Genomic DNA, 23,425 nt, shown 5'->3' with positions numbered 1-23,425 from the left:
GGAATCGGCTATTTGCAGCGAACCAAAGAAACCATCCCAAATGAAACACCCTGCGTCAACAGGCAATGATTTTATTTGAATAAGTTTCCATGAAAATTCCCCCATTTTTTCAGAAAAAACCAGCCGCTTTTTTCGCTGCGCTTACTGTTTTTCTGGTAATCACCGGCATGGTCGTTCCTCCGCGTATTTTCGACTATGGGCTGGATACGCCCCAGGCAGTCGGAACATACCTCAACAACCTGTTTCCATCCCAGACGCCTTCGAGTTCGTCTTCATGGACAGCAGTAGAGGCCTATCCCAACCTCACCTTTATGGATCCGGTGCAATTGCTGGAAATGCCTTTTTCCACAAAGTTTATGATGGTAGGCAAAAAAGGCAGGCTATGGACATTCGAAAAAAACGATACCACCACCAGCAGCAAAACCTCGATCCTCAATATTGAGAGCAAGGTCATCACCTCCGGTGATGCGGGGTTTCTCGGCGCTGCCTTTCACCCTGAGTTTGGCCTGCCCGGCAGCCCCAACCGCGAATATATCTACACCTATTACCGCGCCTACGGCCCTACGGTGCAGGGTCAACTCGCCTACCTGATCCTCTCGCGCTGGAATTACAATTTTGCCACCCAGGTCATTGATCCTTTATCAGAATATATCCTCATCAGACAATACGACCGCCACGAGTGGCACAACGGAGGCGGCATGTTTTTTGGCCCCGACGGATTTCTTTACCTTTCGATAGGCGATGAAGGAGGATCCTATGATCAGTACAACAACGGCCAGAAAATCAACGAAGGCCTTCTGGCGGGTGCGCTTCGCATCGATGTGGACATGGATCCTACTCGCAGCCACCCGATACGCCGGCAGCCCCTAAACCCCGCTACGCCGCCGACAGGCTGGCCCAACAGCTTTTCACAGGGATATTTTATCCCCAATGACAACCCCTGGCAGGCGCCGGCGGATAGCTCTGTGCTGGAAGAATTTTATGCCATCGGCCTTCGAAGCCCGCACCGCATGACCATGGATACGGTCACCGGCGATATTTGGGTAGGCGATATCGGCCAGGGCACGCGCGAAGAAGTGAGTCTTGTACCCAAAGGCGGCAACCTTCAGTGGCCTTACCGCGAAGGAAATCTCGACCAAAGCTCCGTGGGCAGCCTTAAAGCAAAACCCAATCCACTGATTGGTACAGAAAAATTTCCCGTGTATGACTATCCGCGCAGTGAAGGAAATTGTGTCATCGGAGGTTTTGTTTATCGCGGCAGCAAATGGGCTTCGGTACTGGGGGGGAAATACATTTTTGGAGACCACGGACAGCGCAAAGTATGGACCCTCGACTACGACCCGTTTACAGGCACTTCTCAGGTCAATTACCTCACTACCCTTCCCGCTTTTGGCACCGGAGACAAAAACGGAATCTCTGCTTTTGCCACAGACTCTACCGGAGAAGTGTATGTGCTCAAACTCTATGGAACCAACCTCGACGGCGGGAAAATTTATAAACTCGTGCCGCAGGCAGTTTCGCCGGAGCCGCCGGCTTTGCTTTCCGCTACCGGAGCATTTACCGACCTCATCAACCTTACCCCTTCCGGAGGATTGCTCCCCTACAATGTCAATTCGCCCCTTTGGTCTGACGCCGCACACAAACAACGCTGGGTAGCTATTCCCAATGACGGTACGCACAATACGGCAGGCGAACAGGTTACTTTTTCAGAAAACGGAAACTGGCGATTTCCCGAAGGAACCGTTTTTGTCAAACATTTTGAAATTCCCCTCGATGAAAACAACCCCTCGCTGGTGCGAAGACTGGAAACGAGATTCCTCATCAGACAACAGGGAGGAGGCGTTTATGGTGTGACTTACAAATGGAACAAAGCAGGAACCGAAGCGACACTGCTGACCGGAGCAGATACGATCCAGTACGCCATTACCCACAGCAACGGATCAGTCAGCAACCGCGTATGGAGCATACCCAGCAGGGCAAACTGCCTTTCCTGCCACAACGACAACGCCGAAAATGTGCTGGGCCTTCGCACGCACCAGCTCAATGGAGACCTCACCTATGGCTCGGGCGTCACCGACAATCAGCTCCGCACATGGAACCATCTGGGCATTTTTTCCAATCCGGTCAGCGAACCGAATATTCCCACCTACCCCAAATCCGTTCCGATCAGCGACAACACCGCTACGCCTGAATATCGTGTGCGCTCCTATCTCGACGCCAATTGTGCCCATTGCCACCAGCCCAACGGAGTGGGCGCCAATTTCGATGCGCGGTTTTCCACCCCGCTCAATCAGCAAAACCTGGTAAATGGTTCGCTTCAGGGCAGCTATGGGTTTACAGACGATGCGGTGATCAAACCCAAAGACCTCGCCCGTTCTATCATGTATATAAGGGACAACAGCGTGGACGCAGACGCCATGCCCCCGCTTGCCAAAAGCGTGGTCGATACCGCCTATATCTCAGTTTTAAAAGACTGGATCCTCAGCCTCGATCCCGGCTGTGAATCAGCACCCGTACCCGACGACCAGATCAGCCTGCATTTTGTCAGCAGTGAAGAACCCGGCGCGGCCAATGCTGCACAAAACGCCTTTGACGGCAACTTCAGCACATTCTGGCATACGCAATATACCGGAGGCAGTCCCGCCCATCCGCACGAGTTGCAGCTCGATCTCGGCGAAACACTGGAAATCACCGGATTCCGGTATTATCCACGCCAGGACGGATCGCAAAATGGCAACATCGAAGACTACGAATTTTTTCTCAGCAATGACGGAACCAACTGGGGTTCAGCCGTTGCCACAGGCACATTCCCTTCCACCAGCGATGAACATGCCGTGGACTTCAGCCCCCAGTATGCCCGATATGTGCGGCTGGTAGCACTTTCAGAAGTAAACAGCAATCCGTGGACTTCGGTTGCAGAACTCGACATCATGGCCCGTATGGGCGATTGCAGCAGTCCGGGTGGCATTTCGTCAGACCTCCAACTCTGGCTCAAAGGAAGTACTGGTATTTCAGGCACCAACACCTGGGAAGATCAGAGCGGAAAAGGGTTTGACTTTTCGCTGGGAGGAGGAGCACCCCAGCATTCGCCCGCCGCACTGAATTACAACGACGTGCTGAGTTTCGACAAATCAGGCGGAGATGACTATTTTACCCTCACCGGAAACCCCGATATACGAAGTTTCTTTATCGTCTATAACCACACCTCCACCGCGGCCTGGGAAACCCCTTTCACCAACAATAACGGCAACGGCCTTTTTCACGGAGACGATACCGGTACTCCCGACGTATTCAACAATACCTATACCCCAACCAAATCCAAAAACGGAGAAAACTACGTCAACGGAACCCTGACCAATTTGCTTACCCATCCGCGTCCGGCTTCGGTACAAATCCACTCGCGTATTCTCCAGAGCAATGAAACAGGAAACTACACCTGGTATCTGGGGCGGGACCGAGCCTTCAACGGCAGAGGAATTACCGGCAGTATTGCAGAAATTGTCGCCTTCAGTTCGGCCCTCACCACCCCTGAACGCCAGCGTGTGGAAACCTACCTGGCCATCCAATACGGCATTCCGCTCTCCCACGACTATTACGCATCTGACTGGGACGGCAGTACAGGTACGATTGCATGGAACACCGGAAGCGGATACGACAACCGGATCACAGGCATAGGCAGAGATACGCGAAGCGCCATTGACCAGCGACAGGCAAAAGGAACCAGCAGTGTAGAAATATTTCATGGAAGCAACGGAGGTGTATTTCCCGCAAGCAACGCAGCCAACACAGCCACTTTTCCCGACGACCGCAGTTTCCTCATTTGGGGAGATGACAACGGGAGCGTAGCCGCATTGGGTAAAACTTTGTACAGCGGCGCCGACAACGGCGTAAACAGAATATGGAAAGTACAGAACACCGGCAACGTCGGCGTCGTTACCCTTCGTATAGCCAAAGCTTCCCTGCCCGCCAACGTTACGGCCATTTACCGCAACAGCAGTGGAGAGACCAATTTTCCCGCCAATCCCAACACAAATGTATATAGCCTCATTGACGGGGGAACGTACCTTTACACGCCCATCATTTTCCATGACGGAGATATTTTTACCTTCGGTGACGGTACAGGTGTTTCCTTTCCGGTCGAATGGCTGGACTTTACGGTAACCCAGGACGGTGAAAATGCCCTGCTCGAATGGGCGACTGCCAGAGAGTTGAACAATGACTATTTTTCCGTAGAAAGAACCACGGACGGAATGAGTTTTACAGAAATTGGAACCATCAAAGGCGCCGGCACAACCGATCTGATACAGACTTACTGGCACCTTGATACCGACATTTACAGCCACCAGTCCGAAAAAATTTATTACCGGATCAGACAGGTAGATTACGACGGGAAATACGCCTACAGCAATACGGTTGAACTCAATCTTTCGGCACCGGTAAAACCATTAGCTATCAATGTTTTTCCCAACCCGGCCACTACTGAAGCCAATCTGGAAATTCACACCATCCGCACCCGCCAGCTTCAGGTTCATGTCTATAACCAAAGTGGGCAGCTTCTGTATCACCTCCGCAAACCAGAGCCCTCCACATTTGAAAAAGCGAATTTACCTATACACCGCTGGACGTCAGGCATTTACTACGTAACCGTAAACAACGGAAGTGAAACCATTACCGAAAAACTGATTCTGCGGTAACGCGCTGTATTTGCCGGAATTTTTATTATCTTACAACGATAAACTAAAAATTCCGGCAAATACTACTACTCATGAACAAGCTTACCTTCCTCCTCATAAGCCTTTTTTTCACTGTAATGGCAACACTGGTTGGCTGCAAACCCTCCAGTTCAACCCAACAATCCGACACCCTTACCGTCGAACACGCTACCATGCATGCAATGACCCATGCGGCAGAGGATTTTTTGGCGTCCCTGTCAGAAGAACAGAAAGCCCAGGCGACTTTCTCCTTTGATCATGAAGAAAAATACAATGTTAATTTTGTTCCGATTGAAAGAAAAGGCCTTCCGCTCCGGGATATGAGCGAAGATCAGCGCAAAAAAGCCATGGATCTGCTCAATACCGTGGTCAGCGATGAAGGTTACCGCAAAGCTACCAGCATCATCCAACTTGAAGAAGTGCTCCGCGTCATCGAAGGACTGGAGCCCGGAGGACCGCGCCGCAATACAGAATTGTACTTTGTGTCAATTTTCGGCACCCCTTCTCACGACGAACCCTGGGCCTGGAGATTTGAAGGACATCACCTGTCGCTCAGTTTTTCGAGCGTAACACGGCAGGTATCCGCCACACCCGCCTTTATGGCTACCAATCCGGCGATTGTGCTGGATGGCCCCAAAAAGGGAACCGAAGTACTGAAAAAAGAGCAGGATCTCGCCCGCGCCCTGATCAAAAGTTTGGACGCAGGCCAGCAGGCAAAAGCCATTATCGCACCAGAAGCACCTGCCGACATTATCACCGGCACCAAACGCAAAGCCAGTCTCGAAGCCTTTGAGGGCATCACCTGGGGCGAGATGAATGAAGGACAGCAGGCTGCACTGTGGGAATTGATGAATGTATTCCTCGACAATATGGAAACAGACATTGCTGATACGCAGCGGGCAAAAATAGAAAAAGCCGGAAAAGAAAACCTCTACTTCGCGTGGATGGGCGGAATCGAACCCGGCGATGCACACTATTACCGCATCCACGGCCCTGTTACCCTGATCGAATACGACAATATCCAAAACAACGCCAACCACATCCACACGACCGTCCGCGACCTGGAAAACGACTTCGGAGAAGATTTACTGCGGAGGCATTACGAGCAAAGTCCGCATCCGCATGAGTGAAATACATTCACATTCCTAACAAAACGGAGCATTCAAAGCGATTGGTTAGAATCAAGTAGATCTTTGAGTGAGCTATTTAACCATGCCGATGTATTGAGATCCTGTTTCGTGTCAAAAGAAGATTGAGGGAGTTCGTAATCGCCGCCGGAAACTACCTGAATAGTAATTTTATCTCCTTCCCGGAGAGTTTGCTCCACCCAGTTGACTAATTTGAGAGTCGATCCCTCTGTACCTCCAACAATCATCTCGATCTGGTCAGAAGCTTGCTCGGCATGTTTGATTATCTGTAGCATACAGGTCAGGTGATACCGATCCGCTTTGAATCCTGCCCGGCAGAGGGGCTGACCGTTAAGTGAAATTTCTAACCCATTGGTTTTCATATTTGTAAAGGTTAAAGTCAGAAGAACGAGTAACAAGCCAAAACTAGTTGTCAAAAAGATCTCTCCCACGATCCAGTATATCTTCGATTGAATCGTTTTCGAAATCAATGGCTGTAGTGTTTGGAAAAGTGTACTGATACAAAGGTGGATCGAAATTTCCAGTAATTACTTCAATGGAAATTTGATCGCCTTTCAGCAAAGCCTTTTGTAATAACCAAATGATTTGTTTGGTGGTATTTTCTTCAGTACCAATTACATTAATCTCCATCCTATCTGAAGATTCCCCTGTTTCTCTTTTTAAATCCAGCGCACAAGCCAAAACATATTGACCAGTATCAAACCCTGCCCTACAAAGGCGTTCACCATTGATTTTTATTTCAAAACCATGAGTGTTCATAATTGAATAATTATTCTTCACAAAAACCTTCGGGTAGAATCTTCCGCTTTTAATAATTGGGATTATAGTTAGGATTGGGTGGACCTATTTGATTGCATATTTCGTAAAGTAGCATACAAAGTTTTCCCGAACCTCCCGACGCCAAACAAGTTACATATAATGCGAGGCATGTAAGAGTAGTCTGCTCCGGTTCTCCCTCATCAATATATTCCTGATACTGTTCTTCAAAAAGGTTATACGCCTCTTGCTCACTCAGGGTATCCAAATTGTAAGTTTCATTTATATTATTTTCGATGAGAGCCTGTTGAGATTTTAATTGAGCGTATTCATCACTCTCAACATAAAGAGAATCCTCTTGGATTTTAGTAGCTAAGTATGTTAGTAAGTTAAAATACTTTTCAAATAGTGAGTCTGGAGCAAATGGAAAAGTGTTGAACGGGTTATGGGCAAATTCAATGAAACCACTGCTTTTGGATTTCGCTTTTACAACATTTCCTGCCGTTACATCGCACAAGGAAAAGGTCAGCCCAAAACAAATGATTGTAAGGATTCGAATAAAACTCACCAGCTTTTCAGATCCTGAAATACCGGGTTTCGCGTGGAGTCTATCTCTAAGAGAGAGAGAGAGAGAGAGCTTTTCTTTACCAAGATTGAATAATTCATCGGATTGTGATTTTTTATGGTTTACAATACCTGTAATATGATAAATAAAATAAAAAAATACAAGCCATTTGATTAATAAATATCAAATCAATGCGAGTACTATCCAACGGAGCCCGCATCCGCATGAGTGAAATATACCCAACCGCAGGTTTCACGCAAAGTCCGCCAAGAACCGCAAAATACGCAAAGGAGTTCTTAGCGTTCTTTGCGAGACCTTTGCGATTCCTCTGCGAAACTTTGCGTAAACTTTAGGGATATTGATCGGAGATCGGCTCCCAGGTTTTGAACACAGAGTAACGCAAAGTGCCACGCAGAGTTCCGCGGAGTTTGCCCTTTTCTCTTTGCGAAACTTTGCGATTCCTTTGCAAAACTTTGCGTAAAACCCAAGATTCCCAACCGTAGGTGATTCTATTTCTTCACTACAATTTTCCCCTGTGCCAGCAATTCCTGTGCCTCCGTGCGCAACTCATAGAGATAGATGCCATCCGGCACCTCCCGCGTATCCCATAGCCACTGGCCTTCTTGCGTGGAGACGGTTTGTCGGGCGAAAAGCATATGTTTTTGCATGTATATTGGGTTTTAGTGATGGCTGGGTGTGGTGTCGAACATGTTTTTAGAAGATAGGGAAAATATTCGAAAACGGGAGATATTCTTATCCAAATAACCGGGACTCTTCAGTTGTGCAGCGTTTCACAGAGTTCCAGAAAATTTCCGTATCTTTGCCTCATGTCATCTGTCAGCCAGATTCTTCGCAGCCATTCACTCCGCGTCACAGACAGCAGGAATGCCATTCTGGAAGTTTTTTTCCAGCGGGAAGTCGCACTTAGTGAGTCAGAAATCGAATCTGCCCTCCTCCACAACTGCGACAGGGTAACCATTTACCGCACGCTTTCCACTTTTCTCGAAAAAGGCATTGTACACAAAGTCCTCGACGATGCCGGTGCGATGAAATATGCGCTCTGCCCGACAGACTGCCTGGAAGGTCACGACCACCATCACGACCATATTCACTTCAAATGTGAAGTGTGTGGCAAAACTTCATGTGTGGATCAGGTGCGTATTCCCGCCATTCAAATGCCTTCCGGCTACAAACTTACGGAGGTAAATGTGCTGCTTCAGGGTACATGCCCGCTTTGCAGTTAATATCTTATTCCCACTGGAAAGTTTCCAGCATATGCCCTATTTCGCCTTTCATATAATTGATGACAGGCTGAAGGGAATCATTTTTTAAAGCTGTCTGGAAATAAAAAGACATCATAACAATCTGCGTTTCCGTACTGTCGTAAAGAAATACCTGCGCAGGGGTTCCGACATTCCCATATATTTCAAACAAAACGCCTTGTCCTGCCGGTACAGAAAGCGGAGTCTCTTTAATTTGAGTAGCTTTTTTGCTATGCTGATAGATCAGATGGCGATAATCCTCATAGTGGGAATTGCGATCTTTCAGTTTTTTATCAGCGGTGCGGTAGGTGATATGCCATTTGCAGTCGTAAGAAGGGAAATGAATATCTACCCAGCAGGAATCTGACGAACTGCGGGAAATTTCTCCATAAGCGGGATATTCGAAAGTCATCGGGCACACCTGAGTGGAAAACTGTGTATGCTCAGTCTGCGCAGGAATATCAATCCGATAAAAACCAAATGGGCGGGGATAAGGCACGTATTCCTCACAACCGGATAAAAGAAACAGCAGTACACCTGCGAGAAAAAATATTTGCTTTTGCATACACCCGAATTAAGCAGATTTTAACTGTTCATCTTCTTTTTTTATGACAAATTTGACCATATTGATCCGGTTTTTGCTGACCGACTCGACATGCAACTCGTAGTTTCTGTATAAAATCATATCCCCTGCAGAAGGAATTTTGCCGTGAAGTTCCAAAATCAGCCCGCCAATACTGTCGCTATCGCCACGGGCATCTTCAAAAACATCGTCTTCAAGACCCACTATTTTCTTTACATCTATCAACGAAATGCGCCCTTCGAAAATATATTCCTCCTCCGACATCTTGGTATAAACCCAGTCTTCGCTGTCAAACTCATCGTTGATTTCTCCAAAAATCTCCTCAATCACATCTTCGAGGGTAACGATTCCCGCTGTACCGCCAAACTCATCCACGACAACGGCAATATGAATACGCTGGCTTTTGAACTCTTCCAGCAGGGAATCGATTTTTTTACTTTCCGGGATAAAATGCACATCCCGCAGCAGAGACTGAATATCCAGATCAGGGCTATCAGTTTTGAGATAAGGTAATAGGTCTTTGATATGCAGGATGCCTTTTACATTATCCAGACTTTCTTCATATACCGGCAGACGGGAAAAATTATGTTCGTTGATAAAACTCATTAGTTCTTCGAAGGACATATGCAAATCGATGGCAGTTACATCCACCCTTGCCCGCATGACGCTTTTTACGGTAATATTGCTGAAGTTGACAATACCTTTGAGAATCTCCTTTTCCTCCTTGCTAGCCTCATCCGTGGCGGTAATATTAATCGCGTGTCGGAGGTCATCGAGTGAGGCGTTGGTTTCTTTTACTTTAAATTTATTGTCGATAAAACGGGTTCCTTCGATCAAAATATAAGCAAGCGGCTTAAAAAGTGTGCGTAAAATCTCCAGCGGCACAGCCACACGTTTCACAATCACATGCCGGTTTTTGGCAGCATATACCTTAGGAATAATTTCACCGAAAAAAAGAATAATGCTGGTAATGAGCACCAGATTCAGCAAAAACTCCAGGGTAAGGGAAAATTCGGAGCCCCCCATAAAAAAGTTGAGATTATAGGCAGACCAGTCATAAGCTTTTGCATAGGCCTGGATAATCGTAGAGCCGACGAGAATCGCAAATACATTGACAAAGTTATTGGAAATCAGAATGGTAGCGAGCAGGCGTTTGGGCAGGCTGATCAACTGCCAGATTCGCTGGGAATCACGGGCGGAGTTTTGTTTGTATTCCTCGATATCCGATTTGGAGAGAGAAAAAAAGGCAACCTCTGTCGCAGAAACGATAAAGGAGATGGAAATAAGCAGGAAAAAAAGAAGGTAGTGCCCGATAAGTTCAGGCCATAACGACAATTGGTCCAGCAGAATGATCGTATGGGTTAAAAAATTCCCAGGGTCCGGGTCCACGACTTTCGAATTAAGTGAAACAAAACGATTATGTCAGAAGGGTAAGTCATCGAGTCCTTCCCCGGGTGTATTTGAAAATTGATTAGTTCCTGAATCAGAGCCGGGAAAATGGCCGGATGTTTCAGATACGGGAACAGAGGTAGGATTTTGATCTCCACCACCGGGGCGACCGTCGAGTAGAATGATTCGGCGCCCTTCCACTTCGGTTTTTGACCGTTTTTCACCCTGCGGGGTATCCCAGGTCCGGGTAGTCAGGCGGCCTTCCACACATACGGTAGAGCCTTTCCGACAGTATTTCGCTGCAATTTCAGCCTGAGAGCGCCACAGGTTTACACTGATCCACTCCGTCCGATCCACGTTATTTCCGTTTTTATCACGGTATGATTCGGTACAGGCCATCCAAAGATTGGTGAAGGCGACCCCCTGGTCCAGGTATTTGATTTCTGGATCTCTGCCGAGATTTCCTATAAGCGTCACCTGATTCAGTCCGTATTTTGCCATGTATCAAAAATCTTCAACACTGCTTTAGAAAAAGCAAATATAGAAATTTTATCTGTAGAAATAAATTGGGCCTCCGGCCATTCCTCCGAAAAATCACCGGAGAGCAAAAATACATGGATAAACATATCAAAATGGGTGAAAACATGTTTCATGGAAAAAAGGAACTGGCCGCCGTGTTTACCTGATTTTTTCTCCCATTCCACAAAATCCACTTCTTCATTGGGCACTTCCCAAAGTCCTCCCCAAAGACCGTCTTCGGGGCGCTGGCGGATCAGAAAGTCACCGTTGGCCCGGGTGGAGAGATAAAAGTTGTAGTACTTGATTTTTCTGTCAGCGGATTTTTCTTTTACAGGAAGCAGGTGCGTCATTCCATCCTGATAAGCTTTACACGATGATTGTAGCGGGCAGATCAGGCATCCCGGACGGGTAGGCGTACAAATGACCGACCCGATATCCATGATACCATTGTTAAAGAGACGGGAATCCACATTTTTCACCCAACCATCGATGATTGTCTGAAACCGGTTGCGCGTGCTGGCCTTATTGATTGGAGAAGGATCACCCAATACGCGACTCATTACCCGAAGGACATTACCATCGATGACCCCGGTATCATTACCAAAAGCAAATGAACCAATTGCCCGTGCAGTATAAGGCCCAATTCCTTTGAGTTTCTGGAGCACAGCGTAGTGATCGGGAAAAACGCCTTGATAATCATTTACGATCTGCTTTGCTGCGGCATGCAGATTTCGGGCACGGCTGTAGTAGCCAAGTCCTTCCCAATATTTGAGCACTTCGTCGAGGGAAGCCTCTGCCAAAGTAGTTACATCAGGAAAACGACGGATAAAACGCTGATAATACCCCATACCCTGAATAATGCGGGTCTGTTGAAGAATTACCTCAGAAATCCAGATTTTATAAGGGTCACGCGTTTCTCTCCAGGGAAGATTTCTGCCGTTAGATTCATACCAGTCAACAACATACAGGCCAAAATTCATAGGGCACAGATAAGAAAATGATCACCGAATGCGCAAAATACTATTTTCAGTTTTTAAAGCATATTAGAAAGACTGAAAGCTTTTGTCAGAAAAAGTTTTGTGATTTAAACGATTGTGCTAAATTTGCGATTCAATTGTCGGGAGGCGATTGTCCGTAATTGTTTCTTAACTAGTAAATTAGACCTACAGTGACTAAGGCAGAAGTAATCGTAGAGATTGCCCAAAAGACGGGTATTGACAAAGCAGACGTATCTGCTTCCCTTGAAGGATTTTTCACGGTTGTCAAAAATTCCCTTGCGAACGGTGAGAATGTATATGTCCGCGGCTTTGGTAGTTTTGTCGTAAAGGCAAGAAAGAAAAAAGTAGGCCGGATTATTTCACAAAACAAATCCATCGAGATCCCGGCGCATTTCGTGCCGAGCTTCAAACCAGCAAAAGTATTTGTTGAAAAAGTAAAAAGCTCTGATATCAAACCCGCTTCGTAAGGTATCAGGGAAAAAATATGTCTGTTTCTTCATCCATATTCACCGGAGGTCGTTCTCTTAGATTTATTGTAGTTGCCGTAGGGTTGCTGGTTTGTCTGATGTTGTTTTTTGCCGATAAATCGAACCTTCACAACAAGACAGAAACGGCATTAGGAACTACCAGCGTGGCCTTACCGCAGACCAGTGCAGCTTCTGCCAATATCCCGCCTCTGGCTAAGGATGAAAAATATGACCGATGGGTCGGACAGCTATCGCAAGCTGAAGGCCGGGAGAAAACAGTAATACTGGATTCCATTGTTCAGTTGCTGGCTTCGAGAAATCGGTTTGAGTATGCAGCAGATTATGCTGACCAACTGGCTCAGACAGAAAGTTCTTTAAAAAACAGAATACAGGCCGGAATTTTGAGCCAAAAAGCCTCTCAATTGGACTATGTCCAGTCAGATTCGTTGCTTTTTCGCCAATACTCCGCAAAATCTATTGCTTATCTCTCGAAAGTTGTGGAAGAAAATCCCAACGAAGAGGAAGCATTGATGTACCTTGGTTTGGGTTATATTCAGTCAGGATTGCCGGAAAACAGCATGAAAGGCATTATGACCCTCAGGTCCGTAGTTGAAAAAAATCCGAATCATATTGAAGCAGGCTATTATCTGGGGGTATTTTCCCTTCAGACCAATCAGTTGGACAAAGCCCGTGAGCGATTTGAAAAAGTGCTGGAAAACGCACCGGATTACGGCCCGGCCAAATTGCAATTGGCGGTTACTTTCATCAGAATGGAACAACCAGCACTTGCAAAACCACTATTGGAAGAACTCATTCGCAGTAAGGAAGCCGATGATGAAATCAAGCTTTCTGCCCGCGAGTTAATTAATACTTTACCATAAATAAAATCAGGAGGATACGTTATGCCCTGCGGAAAGAAAAGAAAAAGACATAAGATCTCAACCCACAAGCGGAAAAAGAGACTCAGAAAAAACCGTCATAAGAAGAAAAAATAACGGGTTGAGTAGCGATGCCTAGCCCGAATTGACGCACCGGTCAGTTCATTTTTCTTTTTTTGACCTGCTTACTATCTCCTTAGCACCAGTCATCTCAGCTTCAGCTTTATCCTCACGGAGAGGAATTAGGCTTAATACTTTAGCTAGTGAATGAATTAGTTGTAAGCAAAACTGAAGAAGGACTCAGAATAGGCATTCTGCAAGACAAAAAAATTGTAGAACTCCATCATGAAAAACTTTCAGAGGAGTTCTCTGTCGGTGATTTGTTCTTAGGAAAAGTCCGAAAGATCGTTCCCGGTTTAAATGCAGCATTTGTGGATGTCGGACATCCGAGAGATGCATTCCTTCATTATTTTGATCTTGGACCTCAGGTTAGGTCTCTGCTCAAATATATGAAAGCAACCAGGGTCGAAAAAATCGGACGCGCTGACATTTTGGAAACCATTAATCCATTGCCTGATATCAACAAGCATGGTAAAATGGAGGAAGTACTTAAACCCAATCAGGATATCCTGGTTCAGGTAGTAAAAGAGCCGATTTCGACTAAAGGCCCGCGCCTCTCCAGTGAAATCTCTCTCCCGGGACAATATATCGTCCTGGTGCCTTTCTCCAATGTGGTTTCGGTTTCCAAAAAAATCCGCTCCGCCGATGAACGTCGCAGGCTCAAGATTCTTGCCGAAAGCCTATGTCCTAAAAATTTCGGAATGATCGTCCGTACCGCTGCAAGTGGAAAAGACGCTGCTACTCTTAGCAAAGACATTTCCGACATCGTTGAAAAGTGGCATGCCATGACTTTGGACATGCCTAGCTCCCGCGCACCCGTGAAGGTCCTAAGTGAACACAACCGCGCTACAAGCATTCTTAGGGATATGCTTAGTCATGGCTTCGACGCCATCTACACCGATGATCCTCAGGCCTTCAAAGACATCGAAGAATATCTGAAAGAACGCCAGCCTGATTACCTGAAAGGGCTTAAGCTTTACAAAGGTAAAATCCCTTTATTTCAATATATGGGGCTTGAAAAACAAATCAAGGCTTCTTTCGGGAAAGTGGCATCTATGGCCAATGGGGCATACCTCGTCATTGAACATACCGAGGCGATGCACGTCATTGATGTGAATAGTGGAAGCAAAAATCTCAGCAATCAGACTCTCGAAGAGACTGCGCTCAAAGTCAATATGGAAGCTGCTACAGAAATTGCCCGCCAACTTCGCCTCCGCGATATGGGTGGTATTATCGTAGTGGACTTTATTGATCTGAAAAAGTCTGAAAACCGGCGAATCCTCAATGACCATCTCAAAAAGGAGATGAAAACCGATCGCGCCAAACACTCTATCCTCCCGATGAGTAAGTTCGGTCTGATACAGATTACCCGGCAACGGGTGCGGCCTCAGATTGATATTCAGACTTCGGAAGTATGCCCGAGCTGTAATGGATCCGGCAAAATTCAGCCTTCTATTCTTATTGCTGATGAGATCGCCAATAATATTGACTTCCTTATCAAGCAAAACAAGGAGAAAAAGCTGACCATCAATGTCAATCCGTTTGTTGCTTCTTACCTTAGAAAAGGATTCCTCAATAGTTACCAGGCCAAATGGTTTAAAAACTACTGGGTTTGGGTGAAAATCAAGGACGATGTCTCCATGCCTTTCACCTCTGCTAAGTATTTTAATGCTTTAGGGGAAGAAATAAAATTCTAACCTATTAAGATCGCCACGCAAACATCCGGCACAAGGATTTCAGATCCCTTCATGTCAGATGTTTGAGTGGCGATTTCTTTTTATTTCACCTCAAACGTCCCCTGCCCGATCAGCCGACCGTCGCAATAAACCGACACATATTGGGTGCCTTTCTGATATTTATTCTCCTCTGCCGGTGAATAGTCCATACACACTTCTGTCGCATCATTTTCATAATTGATGGACTTCATGACGGTATATACCTTTTCTTCATCGTTGTGAATAAATTTTCCGCTAAAACCTGAGGTGAAATTGGTATTGGCCGTTCCATCCGGATTTTCATAAACCAGATATACCTCTTTTTCACCGGAGGGTGTGATCGGATTTTCGAGAATCGTAAAACAGATTCTGATATCTTTCAACGTGCGGCGGGAAAACTCCTCTTCTTCCTTTTCCTTTTTACCCGGCTTCTTAATATTGATAAACCGAAAATCCTTGGTTTTAAGTGCGGAAGCGATTTTCCGTGTTTGCTCCAGCTCGCGGGAAGTCGCCTCATTGCGGGCTGTAAGTGTCTTGTTTTGTACAGTCAGCTCCCCTTCGATTACTACGAGGCTGTCAACCTGCCCGGTAAGCTGGCGATTTTGTTCTTTGAGGTATTCGATCTGCTTACTGTATTGGTCAACCAGACCTTTCAGCTCAGAAACCCGGCTTTCCAATTGCTTGATTTTCGCAATATTTGCCTTATTATCCTTTTTTGCCTCGGCAACCCGTCCCACCATGGCTTCAAGTTCTTCATATTTCTCTTCGAGGAGTTTATCCTTCTCTGCCAACTCCATATTCTGATCCTCAATCGCAACTTCCAGGTTAAGGATCTTTTCTTCCAATTGAAGAATTTCGTTATTCAGATTTTCTATAGTGGCAACATTCTCTTCATTGGCTCCTTTTTCGGAAAAATATTTTACCGAAAAATATGCCAGTGCTGATAATACAAGGATGCCTACAATTACAAGAATGGCTCTGCTCGTTGTCTTCGAACTATCTAAAGTGCTTGCCATAGTGTGGTTAAATTCTGTTTTTATTTCGCTAATGTATGGGTTTCGGATGAATTAACCAATAAACAACCTACGAACAAGACAACGGGTTGCATATTATAAAACTTCCTTTTTTATAAATCTTTGTACCTGTTCTGCCGCGAGTGGTATCTGCCATTTGCTCCGGTCGCGCAACTCTACATAATTAGAAATACCCCGGAAGGCAAAAAACGGAATCTCAGAATGAATCATCGCATGAAAAAATGCGCCTCCTTCCATCGTCTCAATTTCCGGGCTCCATCTTTTGCGCACCACTTCGATCGCTGCGGGGTCACCATGTACGGTATTTACGGTGATTCCTTTCACCTGTACAATGTCTAACGCCGACGGGGCAGGGTTTTCAAGCCGGTTGAACCACAATTTCCCCGCATGTTCCATCAAAGGAAAACCCATTGCCTGGAGATCCAGAAACTTTTCAGGAGTTGCGGCCCCCAATTCCGAAAAAGTATCACTTACCACCTCCACCACACTGCCAAGGCGCCGTGCATAGTCAAAACTGCCTGCTATTCCAAAATTTACAGCCATGTCAGGTTGATGAACTGCCAGATATTTTCCCAGATGAAAGGCCGTATTGACCATTCCAATACCCGTATGCAGCAATTCTATCCTACGTCCCCTAAAATCGGAAACATATAAATGACCTTCCTTGCGGAACCCCATAGCCTCACGCAGCCAGGCCGATTCTAATTCTGTCGCAGCTACCAGTAAGATTAACATTGAAGATACCGCTGAAAATGACACGGATGAAATGGGAAGGGAAGTGGGACGTACTGGATTCGAACCAGTGACCTCTGCTCTGTCAAAGCAGCGCTCTAAACCAACTGAGCTAACGTCCCATTCAGGCTGCAAATATGGTTTGAATATCCGACAAATGCAATACAACTCCACACAAGGCTGTGAAAATAGAATTCATTACCTTTGGGCAATGATCAGCCCCTCAGATAGTAATATTGCCGTTATCGGTGCCGGAAATCTGGCATGGAGCCTCATACCTGCGCTCAATCAGGCCGGTTTTTTTGTTTCTACCCTTATTTCCAGATCTTCCGAAAAAGTAAATTTTTATACAAAATCTCTCAAAATCCCTGTGGGTCATACTGACCTTACGGCCATTCCGCCGGAAGTAAATATCGTTTTCCTTACCACAGGTGACCAGGCTTTGCCTCAGATTGCACATCAACTTGCCGCGATAATCTCTACGGATGTAATCGTTATCCATACTTCAGGAAGCACGCCCTTAGAGGTTTTATCGCCCCTGGGCGAAAATATTGGGGTACTCTATCCGCTGCAATCTTTTAAAGCGCAGATCACAAAATCATTTTTGCAGATTCCGGTTTTCGCAGAAGGGTCTGAAACTGTGCTCACAACGATTCTCCCTTTGGCCCAATCGCTGTCTGAAACAGTACAGGTTATGGATAGCCAGTCTCGCCTCCGGCTCCATCTGGGTGCGGTGCTCGTCAATAATTTTACAAATTGTCTGTACCGCCTCTCCCAGGAAATCAATCCAACCGTTGATTTTTCTGTTTATCAGGCTTTAATTATGGGACATCTTGAAAATGTATTTTCTTTAGGCCCTGCACAAAGTCAGACCGGTCCCGCGATCAGAAGTGATATGATCACCATTGAAAAACATTTGCAGTTACTACACGATCAGCCGGAAATTGCCAACCTTTACCGCCAGTTTTCAACAATCATCCAACCCGGGCTGCGTTCCCGTTTATAAGATTTTTTATTTACGTTCAACGCCAAAACTTTATGCCGATTCGCCCCCATATCCGTGATTTTAGCCTTCTCGCCTTGATCTGCGCCGTGGGGTTTGCGCTTTTCCTCGGTGCACCGCCACTTTTTGACTGGGATGAAATCAATTTTGCGGAAGCCGCAAGGGAAATGATCACAACCGGTAATTATCTCCAGGTGCAAATCAACTATCAGCCGTTTTTTGAAAAACCTCCACTTTTTTTCTGGCTGCAAACGCTTTCTATGCACATTTTTGGCGTAAATGAATTCGCAGCGCGGTTTCCCAATGTGCTGGCAGGAATTTTCACCCTGGCTGCCATTTACTGGAATGGTTTGTTTTTTAAAGGTGAAGCGTTTGCGCGGCTGCTGGCTGGATTTTATCTGGCGACCTTATTGCCTGTCATTTATTTTAAATCGGGAATCATTGACCCTGTATTTAATTTTTTTATTTTCCTGGGACTCATGCAGATTCTCAGGCATGATTTTCTGATCAAAGAAGATAATTCCCGCGCATCAGCAGATAGCGGGCCGTGGGCAGCGGGATTCTGGATAGGACTTGCCACGCTTACCAAAGGGCCTGTTGCACTGCTGGTAACCTTGCTCATTTACGGAATCTATAAACTCGTCACTGACCGTTTCCGGATTCCGGTATTAGCCACACTGAAGTTTCTTGCGGCATGGGTAATCGTGATAATGGGCTGGTACGGGCTCGAAACCGTCGCTCACGGTACAGAATTTATCAATAATTTTTTGCGATACCAATTGGGGTTATTTCAGCAGGATGTAGCCGGGCATGCGCAGCCATTTTATTACCATTTCCTGGTGTTTTTGCCGGGTTGTTTTCCCTTAAGTGCTTTTGTTTTCAGAGCAATGGCTTTAAAACCTGAATCCCAAAATGAACGGCTGCTTCACCGGTTTATGCTGATATGGTTTTGGGTAATCATGGTATTGTTTTCCATCGTGAAGACCAAAATTGTTCATTATGCTTCCCTGTTATATTTTCCCGGAGCTTTTCTTGCAGCTTTTTTCTTTGCAGAACTACTGGCCGGGAGAAAACGCATGACCTGGGATATATGGCTGATTTTGGCGATAGGGCTATTGATTTGGGGAATTGCACCTGTAATGGTCAACCTTGCAGCAGCACATACCAATGAAATTTCAGCGTTGATCGCAGATCCATTTGCCCGGGCCAATCTCACGATGAAAGTAGCGTGGAGTGGCTTCGAATGGATGATTGGGGCCGTATTTCTTATCGGACTGATTGTCAATTTTTATCTGCTCTTCAAACAGCGGTGGCAGCAGTTTTTGTACTTACAGGTATTTTTGACGCTTTTTTTTGTCAACGGGCAATTTGGTTTTGTTGTACCCAGGGTTGCCCGCTATACACAGGGTGCGCCACAGGATTTTTTCGCCGGGCTTGCAGGTCAGGATGTATATGTAATGACAGCCTGGTACAAAAGTTATTTGCCCTATTTTTACGGTAAAGTCAGCCCTCCGGCACAAAAAGAAGCCCCCACTATCGCCTGGCTGACAGAAGGAGAAATCGATAAAGACGTATATTTAGCCGTAAAAGTACACAGGGAAAACGAAGCCTTCAGGCAAAGATTTCGTAATTTCGAGCGACTGTATGAATCTGCGGGATTTGTATTTTATAGAAGAAAAAGCAGGGAAATATTGCGTGCAGAAAATTCCCCTTAAACAATTCTATCTGTCAGCTGGTTCGGAAAAAATAGCATAAGAAGAACTTTTGGTAGGAAAATTGATCTGATAAGCAGAATTTGTAGAAAAAGGGATAAACCGTAAAAAGTATGAACCGTACCATTTTCTAATGGCAATAGGAAAACAGGATATTCTGGATCAAATTCGCCCCAGCCGAATTATATGGCCGGTGCTGATTGGTATTGCCGTTATTGGTTTTGCCATATACAAGGTCATGGATAATGGCCTGAATCCCATCACGGATATAGACTGGACGGTAGATGTGTTGATCTGGGTAGTACTGGGATTTCTGGTGATGATTATCAGGGACGTTGGTTATGTATGGCGAATGCGTATTCTGACGGATGGGAAACTTCGGTGGAAACGAGCCATTCAGGTAACACTGCTTTGGGAATTTGCATCTGCGCTCACACCCTCCGTGGTGGGAGGTTCGGCGATTGCGATTTTTATGTTTATCAAGGAGAAGATTACCGCCGGCAGAAGCACGGCGATTGTTTTTATTACCATTTTCCTTGACGAAATATTTTACCTGGTCATGTTGCCCATCGCCGTTGTACTTGTGGGGCAGGATGCCGTTTTTTCACGGGTAAACTCAGAAGTTGGTGCTTTTGGAATGGGGGTGATTGTCACCTTCTGGGTAGCATACGGGATCATATTTTTATACGTATTACTCCTAGCATTTGCCCTTTTTATCAGACCTCAGGGAACCAGCCATGCGATCAAGCGCCTTTTTTCCACCAAACTTTTCCGGCGTTGGCGCAAATCGGGAACCCAAATGGCCGATGACCTGCTTATCTCCTCAGAAGAATTTCGGACCAAGTCTTTTCTGTTCTGGGCAAAAGCATGGTCAGCAACCTTCATTGCCTGGATGGGTCGTTACCTGGTGCTGAATTTTGTCCTTGCGGCATTTAAAAGCCTGAGTATGTTTGAGCATACTGTCGCTTTTGCCCGGCAGGCGATTATGTTTGTCGTAATGATTATCTCTCCTACCCCCGGCAGCTCGGGGGTAGCCGAGGGGTTATTTTCCCGGCTCTTTGCAGAATTTTCCCCCACCGGATACGTATTGATCCTGGCCACCCTCTGGAGGTTGATTAGTTACTACCCGTATTTATTTATCGGCCCTATTATTCTTCCTGGCTGGGTCCGCCGTGTATTCAGAAAAACAAAAAATGTTTCTCAGGAGGAACATATTTCCGGAGGTGATGAAAAAAGTACTTCTGATCCGGAACCCGCTGAAAATTTGAAATAGACTTATTAACACCGCCTCAACGTGAAACCAAAGACGACCTATTCAAATAGCGACATGAACTTTAATCTGAATGAAGACCATAACCGGGAGCTTCTCAGAAAACTTCATTACAAATTAAAAGATATATACAAGGGCGGCGGAGACAAAGCGATTGAAAAACACAAAGAAAGGGGCAAGATGACAGCCCGTGAGCGGATTCACATGCTGCTCGATCATAAGGATGATTTTGTGGAGATTGGCGCTCTGGCTGCGGATGGCATGTATGAGGAATACGGAGGATGTCCTTCTGCTGGTGTAGTCACAGGCATCGGGCATGTCTCAGGAAAGTTATGCATGATTGTCGCCAACGATGCAACCGTAAAAGCCGGTGCATGGTTTCCAATGACCGGCAAAAAAAATCTGCGTGCGCAGGAAATTTCTATAGAAAATCACTTGCCCATTATTTATCTCGTAGACAGTGCCGGGGTATTTTTACCTATGCAGGACGAGATTTTTCCCGATAAAGAACATTTTGGGAGAATATTCCGCAACAATGCGGTTATGAGCAGTATGGGTATCACCCAGATAGCGGCGATTATGGGGCCATGTGTGGCTGGCGGCGCTTATTTGCCCATCATGTCTGATGAGGCACTGATTGTAGATGGTACAGGCTCGGTGTTTCTGGCCGGCCCTTATCTGGTCAAATCTGCTATTGGCGAAGACGTAGATATAGAAACCCTCGGTGGGGCATCCACCCATTGTGAAATCTCAGGTGTGACAGACTATAAGATGCCGGATGATAAAACCTGTATTCAAACCATACGTTCTATCATCGGAAAAATCGGTGAAAAAGAAAAAGCAGGATTCAGCCGCATTCAAGCGAGAGTTCCGGCTCTTCACCCCAAAGAAATTGCGGGCATTCTCCCAAAGGAAAGAACAAAAACTTATGACATGCGGGAGATTATTAACCGAATCGTAGATGCAGAAAGTATTGATGAATACAAAGCGGGTTTTGGTAAAACCATTTATACAGCCTATGCAAGGGTAGATGGCTGGGCAGTAGGCATTGTAGCCAATCAAAGGGAGATCTCGCGGTCTGCCAAAGGAGAAATGCAGCTCGGCGGGGTGATTTACAGTGATTCCGCAGATAAAGCCACCAGATTTATACTTAATTGTAACCAAAAGCGCATTCCGTTAGTTTTCTTCCAGGACGTAACGGGTTTTATGGTAGGATCCCGGTCAGAGCAGGGGGGAATCATCAAAGACGGAGCAAAAATGGTAAACGCGGTGGCAAATTCGGTGGTACCCAAGTTTACTTTTATCATCGGGAACTCCTATGGTGCAGGAAATTATGCCATGTGTGGCAAAGCCTATGACCCAAGACTGATTTTTGCCTGGCCTTCGGCACAGATTGCGGTGATGGGCGGCGAACAGGCAGCCAACACGCTGCTACAAATACAGGTGTCTTCTCTCAGGAAAAAAGGAGAAACTATTGACCCGGAAGTTGAACAGCAGCTACTTAATGAAATTACAGAACGTTATAATAAACAAACCTCGCCTTATTATGCAGCGGCACGACTGTGGATAGACGGAATTATTGATCCACAGGATACGAGAAAAATTATTTCTACCGGAATTGAAGCGGCGAATCTCAACCCCCATTTTCGCACCTTCAACCCCGGTGTCATTCAGACTTAAGCATACCAACCGATGAAGGAAACTGAATTAAAAGCCCTGATCCGTTTGCTGGATGATGACGACCCCGAAATTGGGACGCATATCGTGCAAACGCTTATTTCTCTGGGGGGCCAGGTAATCCCGCAGTTAGAACAAGCCTGGGAAACTGAAAAAAACGAACTGGCGCAAAGCCGGATTGAAGACATTATCCATATCATTCAAAGTAAGAACACGATTGATGCGCTTCGCCAATGGTACAAGTCCGGCAATGATTCTCTTCTCGAAGGATGGTTTCTCCTGACTCAGTATCACTTTCCCGAAATACGTCTTGAAGATTATAAAAACTTCATCAACCGTCTCGTCAACAAAACCTGGTTGGAACTGAGATCCGGTATGAATACAGTTGATAAACTCCGTATCGTCAACCGGATGATGTTTGACAGAGAAAAGTATAAGGCGGATCGAAAAAACCCCTACGACCCCGAAAACTATTTGATAAACCGTGTCCTCATGGACAAAAATGGCGGACCTATCTCGCTCTGTCTTCTGTATATGATCATCTGCAATGAACTGGATTTGCCGGTTCAGGGTGTTATCCTTCCGGGATATTTTGTACTGACAGTCCCTGGCCACGAAGATGAATTGTATATCGATGTATTCAACCGGGGCACATTTTTCACTTATAAAGATCTTACCCGGTACCTCAAGGATCTGAATGTCACCAATCATGAACAATATTACCGGGCAAGTTCTCCCGTACAGATATTAAATGAAATGATTCAGACGCTGATTGTCTGTTTTCAGAAGAAAAAAAATCAGGAAAAAGTCGAAAGCCTGGAAAGATTGATGAAAGAAATCAATGCCGAATAAGGAATTTCCCGGTTACCATTGCGACTTTTGTGC

21 protein-coding genes and 1 tRNA gene are annotated in these 23,425 nt (G+C 45.9%); 11 read left to right on the top strand and 11 right to left on the bottom strand.

Annotated features, from left to right (window positions below; genetic code table 11):
- Nucleotides 1-89 precede the first annotated feature (89 nt).
- Both R3D00_08310 and R3D00_08305 read left to right on the top strand, forming a co-directional pair.
- Entirely contained in the window at nt 90-4,694 is a 4,605-nt protein-coding gene (locus R3D00_08310) for a discoidin domain-containing protein (protein ID MEZ4773171.1), read from the top strand.
- A 71-nt stretch (nt 4,695-4,765) separates the two neighbouring features.
- On the top strand, nt 4,766-5,842 hold the full coding sequence (locus tag R3D00_08305) for a DUF3500 domain-containing protein (protein ID MEZ4773170.1): 1,077 nt from the start codon (nt 4,766-4,768) through the stop codon (nt 5,840-5,842).
- 32 nt (nt 5,843-5,874) lie between these two features.
- Here R3D00_08305 and R3D00_08300 read toward each other — a convergent pair whose 3' ends face one another.
- The 4 genes from R3D00_08300 to R3D00_08285 all read right to left on the bottom strand — a co-directional run bounded on the left by R3D00_08300 (nt 5,875) and on the right by R3D00_08285 (nt 7,849).
- Nucleotides 5,875-6,135, bottom strand: coding sequence for a hypothetical protein (locus R3D00_08300; GenBank protein MEZ4773169.1), 261 nt, complete (start codon nt 6,133-6,135; stop codon nt 5,875-5,877).
- A 130-nt stretch (nt 6,136-6,265) separates the two neighbouring features.
- Nucleotides 6,266-6,619, bottom strand: a complete 354-nt coding sequence (locus tag R3D00_08295; GenBank protein MEZ4773168.1) for a hypothetical protein — start codon at nt 6,617-6,619, stop codon at nt 6,266-6,268.
- A 49-nt stretch (nt 6,620-6,668) separates the two neighbouring features.
- Nucleotides 6,669-7,184 carry a hypothetical protein gene (locus tag R3D00_08290; protein MEZ4773167.1) on the bottom strand — a complete coding sequence of 172 codons (516 nt, stop codon included), beginning with the start codon at nt 7,182-7,184 and terminating at the stop codon, nt 6,669-6,671.
- Nucleotides 7,185-7,690: 506 nt separating this feature from the next.
- Nucleotides 7,691-7,849, bottom strand: a complete 159-nt coding sequence (locus R3D00_08285) for a hypothetical protein (protein ID MEZ4773166.1) — start codon at nt 7,847-7,849, stop codon at nt 7,691-7,693.
- A 159-nt stretch (nt 7,850-8,008) separates the two neighbouring features.
- On the opposite strand from R3D00_08285, the gene R3D00_08280 reads away from it, so the two are divergent.
- Nucleotides 8,009-8,425 carry a transcriptional repressor gene (locus R3D00_08280; protein ID MEZ4773165.1) on the top strand — a complete coding sequence of 139 codons (417 nt, stop codon included), beginning with the start codon at nt 8,009-8,011 and terminating at the stop codon, nt 8,423-8,425.
- Between the two features lie 4 nt (nt 8,426-8,429).
- On the opposite strand, the gene R3D00_08275 is transcribed toward R3D00_08280, so the two are convergent.
- Genes R3D00_08275 through mutY form a run of 4 tightly spaced genes read right to left on the bottom strand, consistent with a single transcriptional unit; the run spans nt 8,430 to nt 11,914 of the window.
- Nucleotides 8,430-9,008: a hypothetical protein gene (locus tag R3D00_08275; GenBank protein MEZ4773164.1), complete on the bottom strand. Its 579-nt coding sequence runs from the start codon at nt 9,006-9,008 to the stop codon at nt 8,430-8,432.
- A gap of 9 nt (nt 9,009-9,017) precedes the next feature.
- Complete coding sequence (gldE, locus tag R3D00_08270; protein MEZ4773163.1) at nt 9,018-10,415, bottom strand: gliding motility-associated protein GldE; 1,398 nt, start codon at nt 10,413-10,415, stop codon at nt 9,018-9,020.
- Nucleotides 10,416-10,448: 33 nt separating this feature from the next.
- On the bottom strand, nt 10,449-10,916 hold the full coding sequence (gene ssb / locus R3D00_08265; protein MEZ4773162.1) for a single-stranded DNA-binding protein: 468 nt from the start codon (nt 10,914-10,916) through the stop codon (nt 10,449-10,451).
- The gene (gene mutY, locus R3D00_08260) at nt 10,898-11,914 is read right to left on the bottom strand and encodes an A/G-specific adenine glycosylase (protein ID MEZ4773161.1); all 1,017 of its coding nucleotides are present in this window, start codon (nt 11,912-11,914) and stop codon (nt 10,898-10,900) included. Before mutY ends, ssb begins: the two co-directional genes overlap by 19 nt.
- A gap of 188 nt (nt 11,915-12,102) precedes the next feature.
- Here mutY and R3D00_08255 point away from each other — a divergent pair, with 188 nt between their 5' ends.
- From R3D00_08255 to R3D00_08245, 3 genes are all read left to right on the top strand, one after another.
- Nucleotides 12,103-12,399, top strand: a complete 297-nt coding sequence (locus R3D00_08255; GenBank protein MEZ4773160.1) for an HU family DNA-binding protein — start codon at nt 12,103-12,105, stop codon at nt 12,397-12,399.
- 17 nt (nt 12,400-12,416) lie between these two features.
- Nucleotides 12,417-13,280 carry a tetratricopeptide repeat protein gene (locus R3D00_08250; GenBank protein ID MEZ4773159.1) on the top strand — a complete coding sequence of 288 codons (864 nt, stop codon included), beginning with the start codon at nt 12,417-12,419 and terminating at the stop codon, nt 13,278-13,280.
- 260 nt (nt 13,281-13,540) lie between these two features.
- Nucleotides 13,541-15,094, top strand: a complete 1,554-nt coding sequence (locus tag R3D00_08245) for an Rne/Rng family ribonuclease (GenBank protein MEZ4773158.1) — start codon at nt 13,541-13,543, stop codon at nt 15,092-15,094.
- Between the two features lie 80 nt (nt 15,095-15,174).
- Here the strand turns inward: R3D00_08245 and R3D00_08240 are convergent, their stop codons facing one another.
- The 3 genes from R3D00_08240 to R3D00_08230 all read right to left on the bottom strand — a co-directional run bounded on the left by R3D00_08240 (nt 15,175) and on the right by R3D00_08230 (nt 17,000).
- A complete protein-coding gene (locus tag R3D00_08240; protein MEZ4773157.1) occupies nt 15,175-16,128 on the bottom strand; it encodes a hypothetical protein in 954 nt (317 codons plus the stop codon).
- 93 nt (nt 16,129-16,221) lie between these two features.
- Nucleotides 16,222-16,881: a futalosine hydrolase gene (gene mqnB, locus R3D00_08235; protein MEZ4773156.1), complete on the bottom strand. Its 660-nt coding sequence runs from the start codon at nt 16,879-16,881 to the stop codon at nt 16,222-16,224.
- Between the two features lie 44 nt (nt 16,882-16,925).
- Nucleotides 16,926-17,000 (bottom strand) — tRNA-Val (locus R3D00_08230).
- Between the two features lie 35 nt (nt 17,001-17,035).
- On the opposite strand from R3D00_08230, the gene R3D00_08225 reads away from it, so the two are divergent.
- From R3D00_08225 to R3D00_08205, 5 genes are all read left to right on the top strand, one after another.
- On the top strand, nt 17,036-17,884 hold the full coding sequence (locus R3D00_08225) for a Rossmann-like and DUF2520 domain-containing protein (protein ID MEZ4773155.1): 849 nt from the start codon (nt 17,036-17,038) through the stop codon (nt 17,882-17,884).
- 32 nt (nt 17,885-17,916) lie between these two features.
- Nucleotides 17,917-19,596 (top strand): glycosyltransferase family 39 protein, encoded by a 1,680-nt coding sequence (locus R3D00_08220; GenBank protein ID MEZ4773154.1) that lies wholly within the window; start codon nt 17,917-17,919, stop codon nt 19,594-19,596.
- Nucleotides 19,597-19,726: 130 nt separating this feature from the next.
- The gene (locus R3D00_08215) at nt 19,727-20,866 is read left to right on the top strand and encodes a lysylphosphatidylglycerol synthase transmembrane domain-containing protein (protein ID MEZ4773153.1); all 1,140 of its coding nucleotides are present in this window, start codon (nt 19,727-19,729) and stop codon (nt 20,864-20,866) included.
- Between the two features lie 54 nt (nt 20,867-20,920).
- Nucleotides 20,921-22,543 (top strand): carboxyl transferase domain-containing protein, encoded by a 1,623-nt coding sequence (locus tag R3D00_08210; protein MEZ4773152.1) that lies wholly within the window; start codon nt 20,921-20,923, stop codon nt 22,541-22,543.
- Nucleotides 22,544-22,555: 12 nt separating this feature from the next.
- Nucleotides 22,556-23,392 (top strand): transglutaminase family protein, encoded by an 837-nt coding sequence (locus R3D00_08205; GenBank protein MEZ4773151.1) that lies wholly within the window; start codon nt 22,556-22,558, stop codon nt 23,390-23,392.
- The last annotated feature ends 33 nt before the right edge of the window (nt 23,393-23,425 follow it).

This window comes from Bacteroidia bacterium (assembly GCA_041391665.1).
Taxonomy (GTDB): domain Bacteria; phylum Bacteroidota; class Bacteroidia; order J057; family J057; genus JAGQVA01.
The sequence above is the reverse complement of the archived record's forward strand: the minus strand, read 5'-3'. Positions and strand labels throughout refer to the sequence as shown.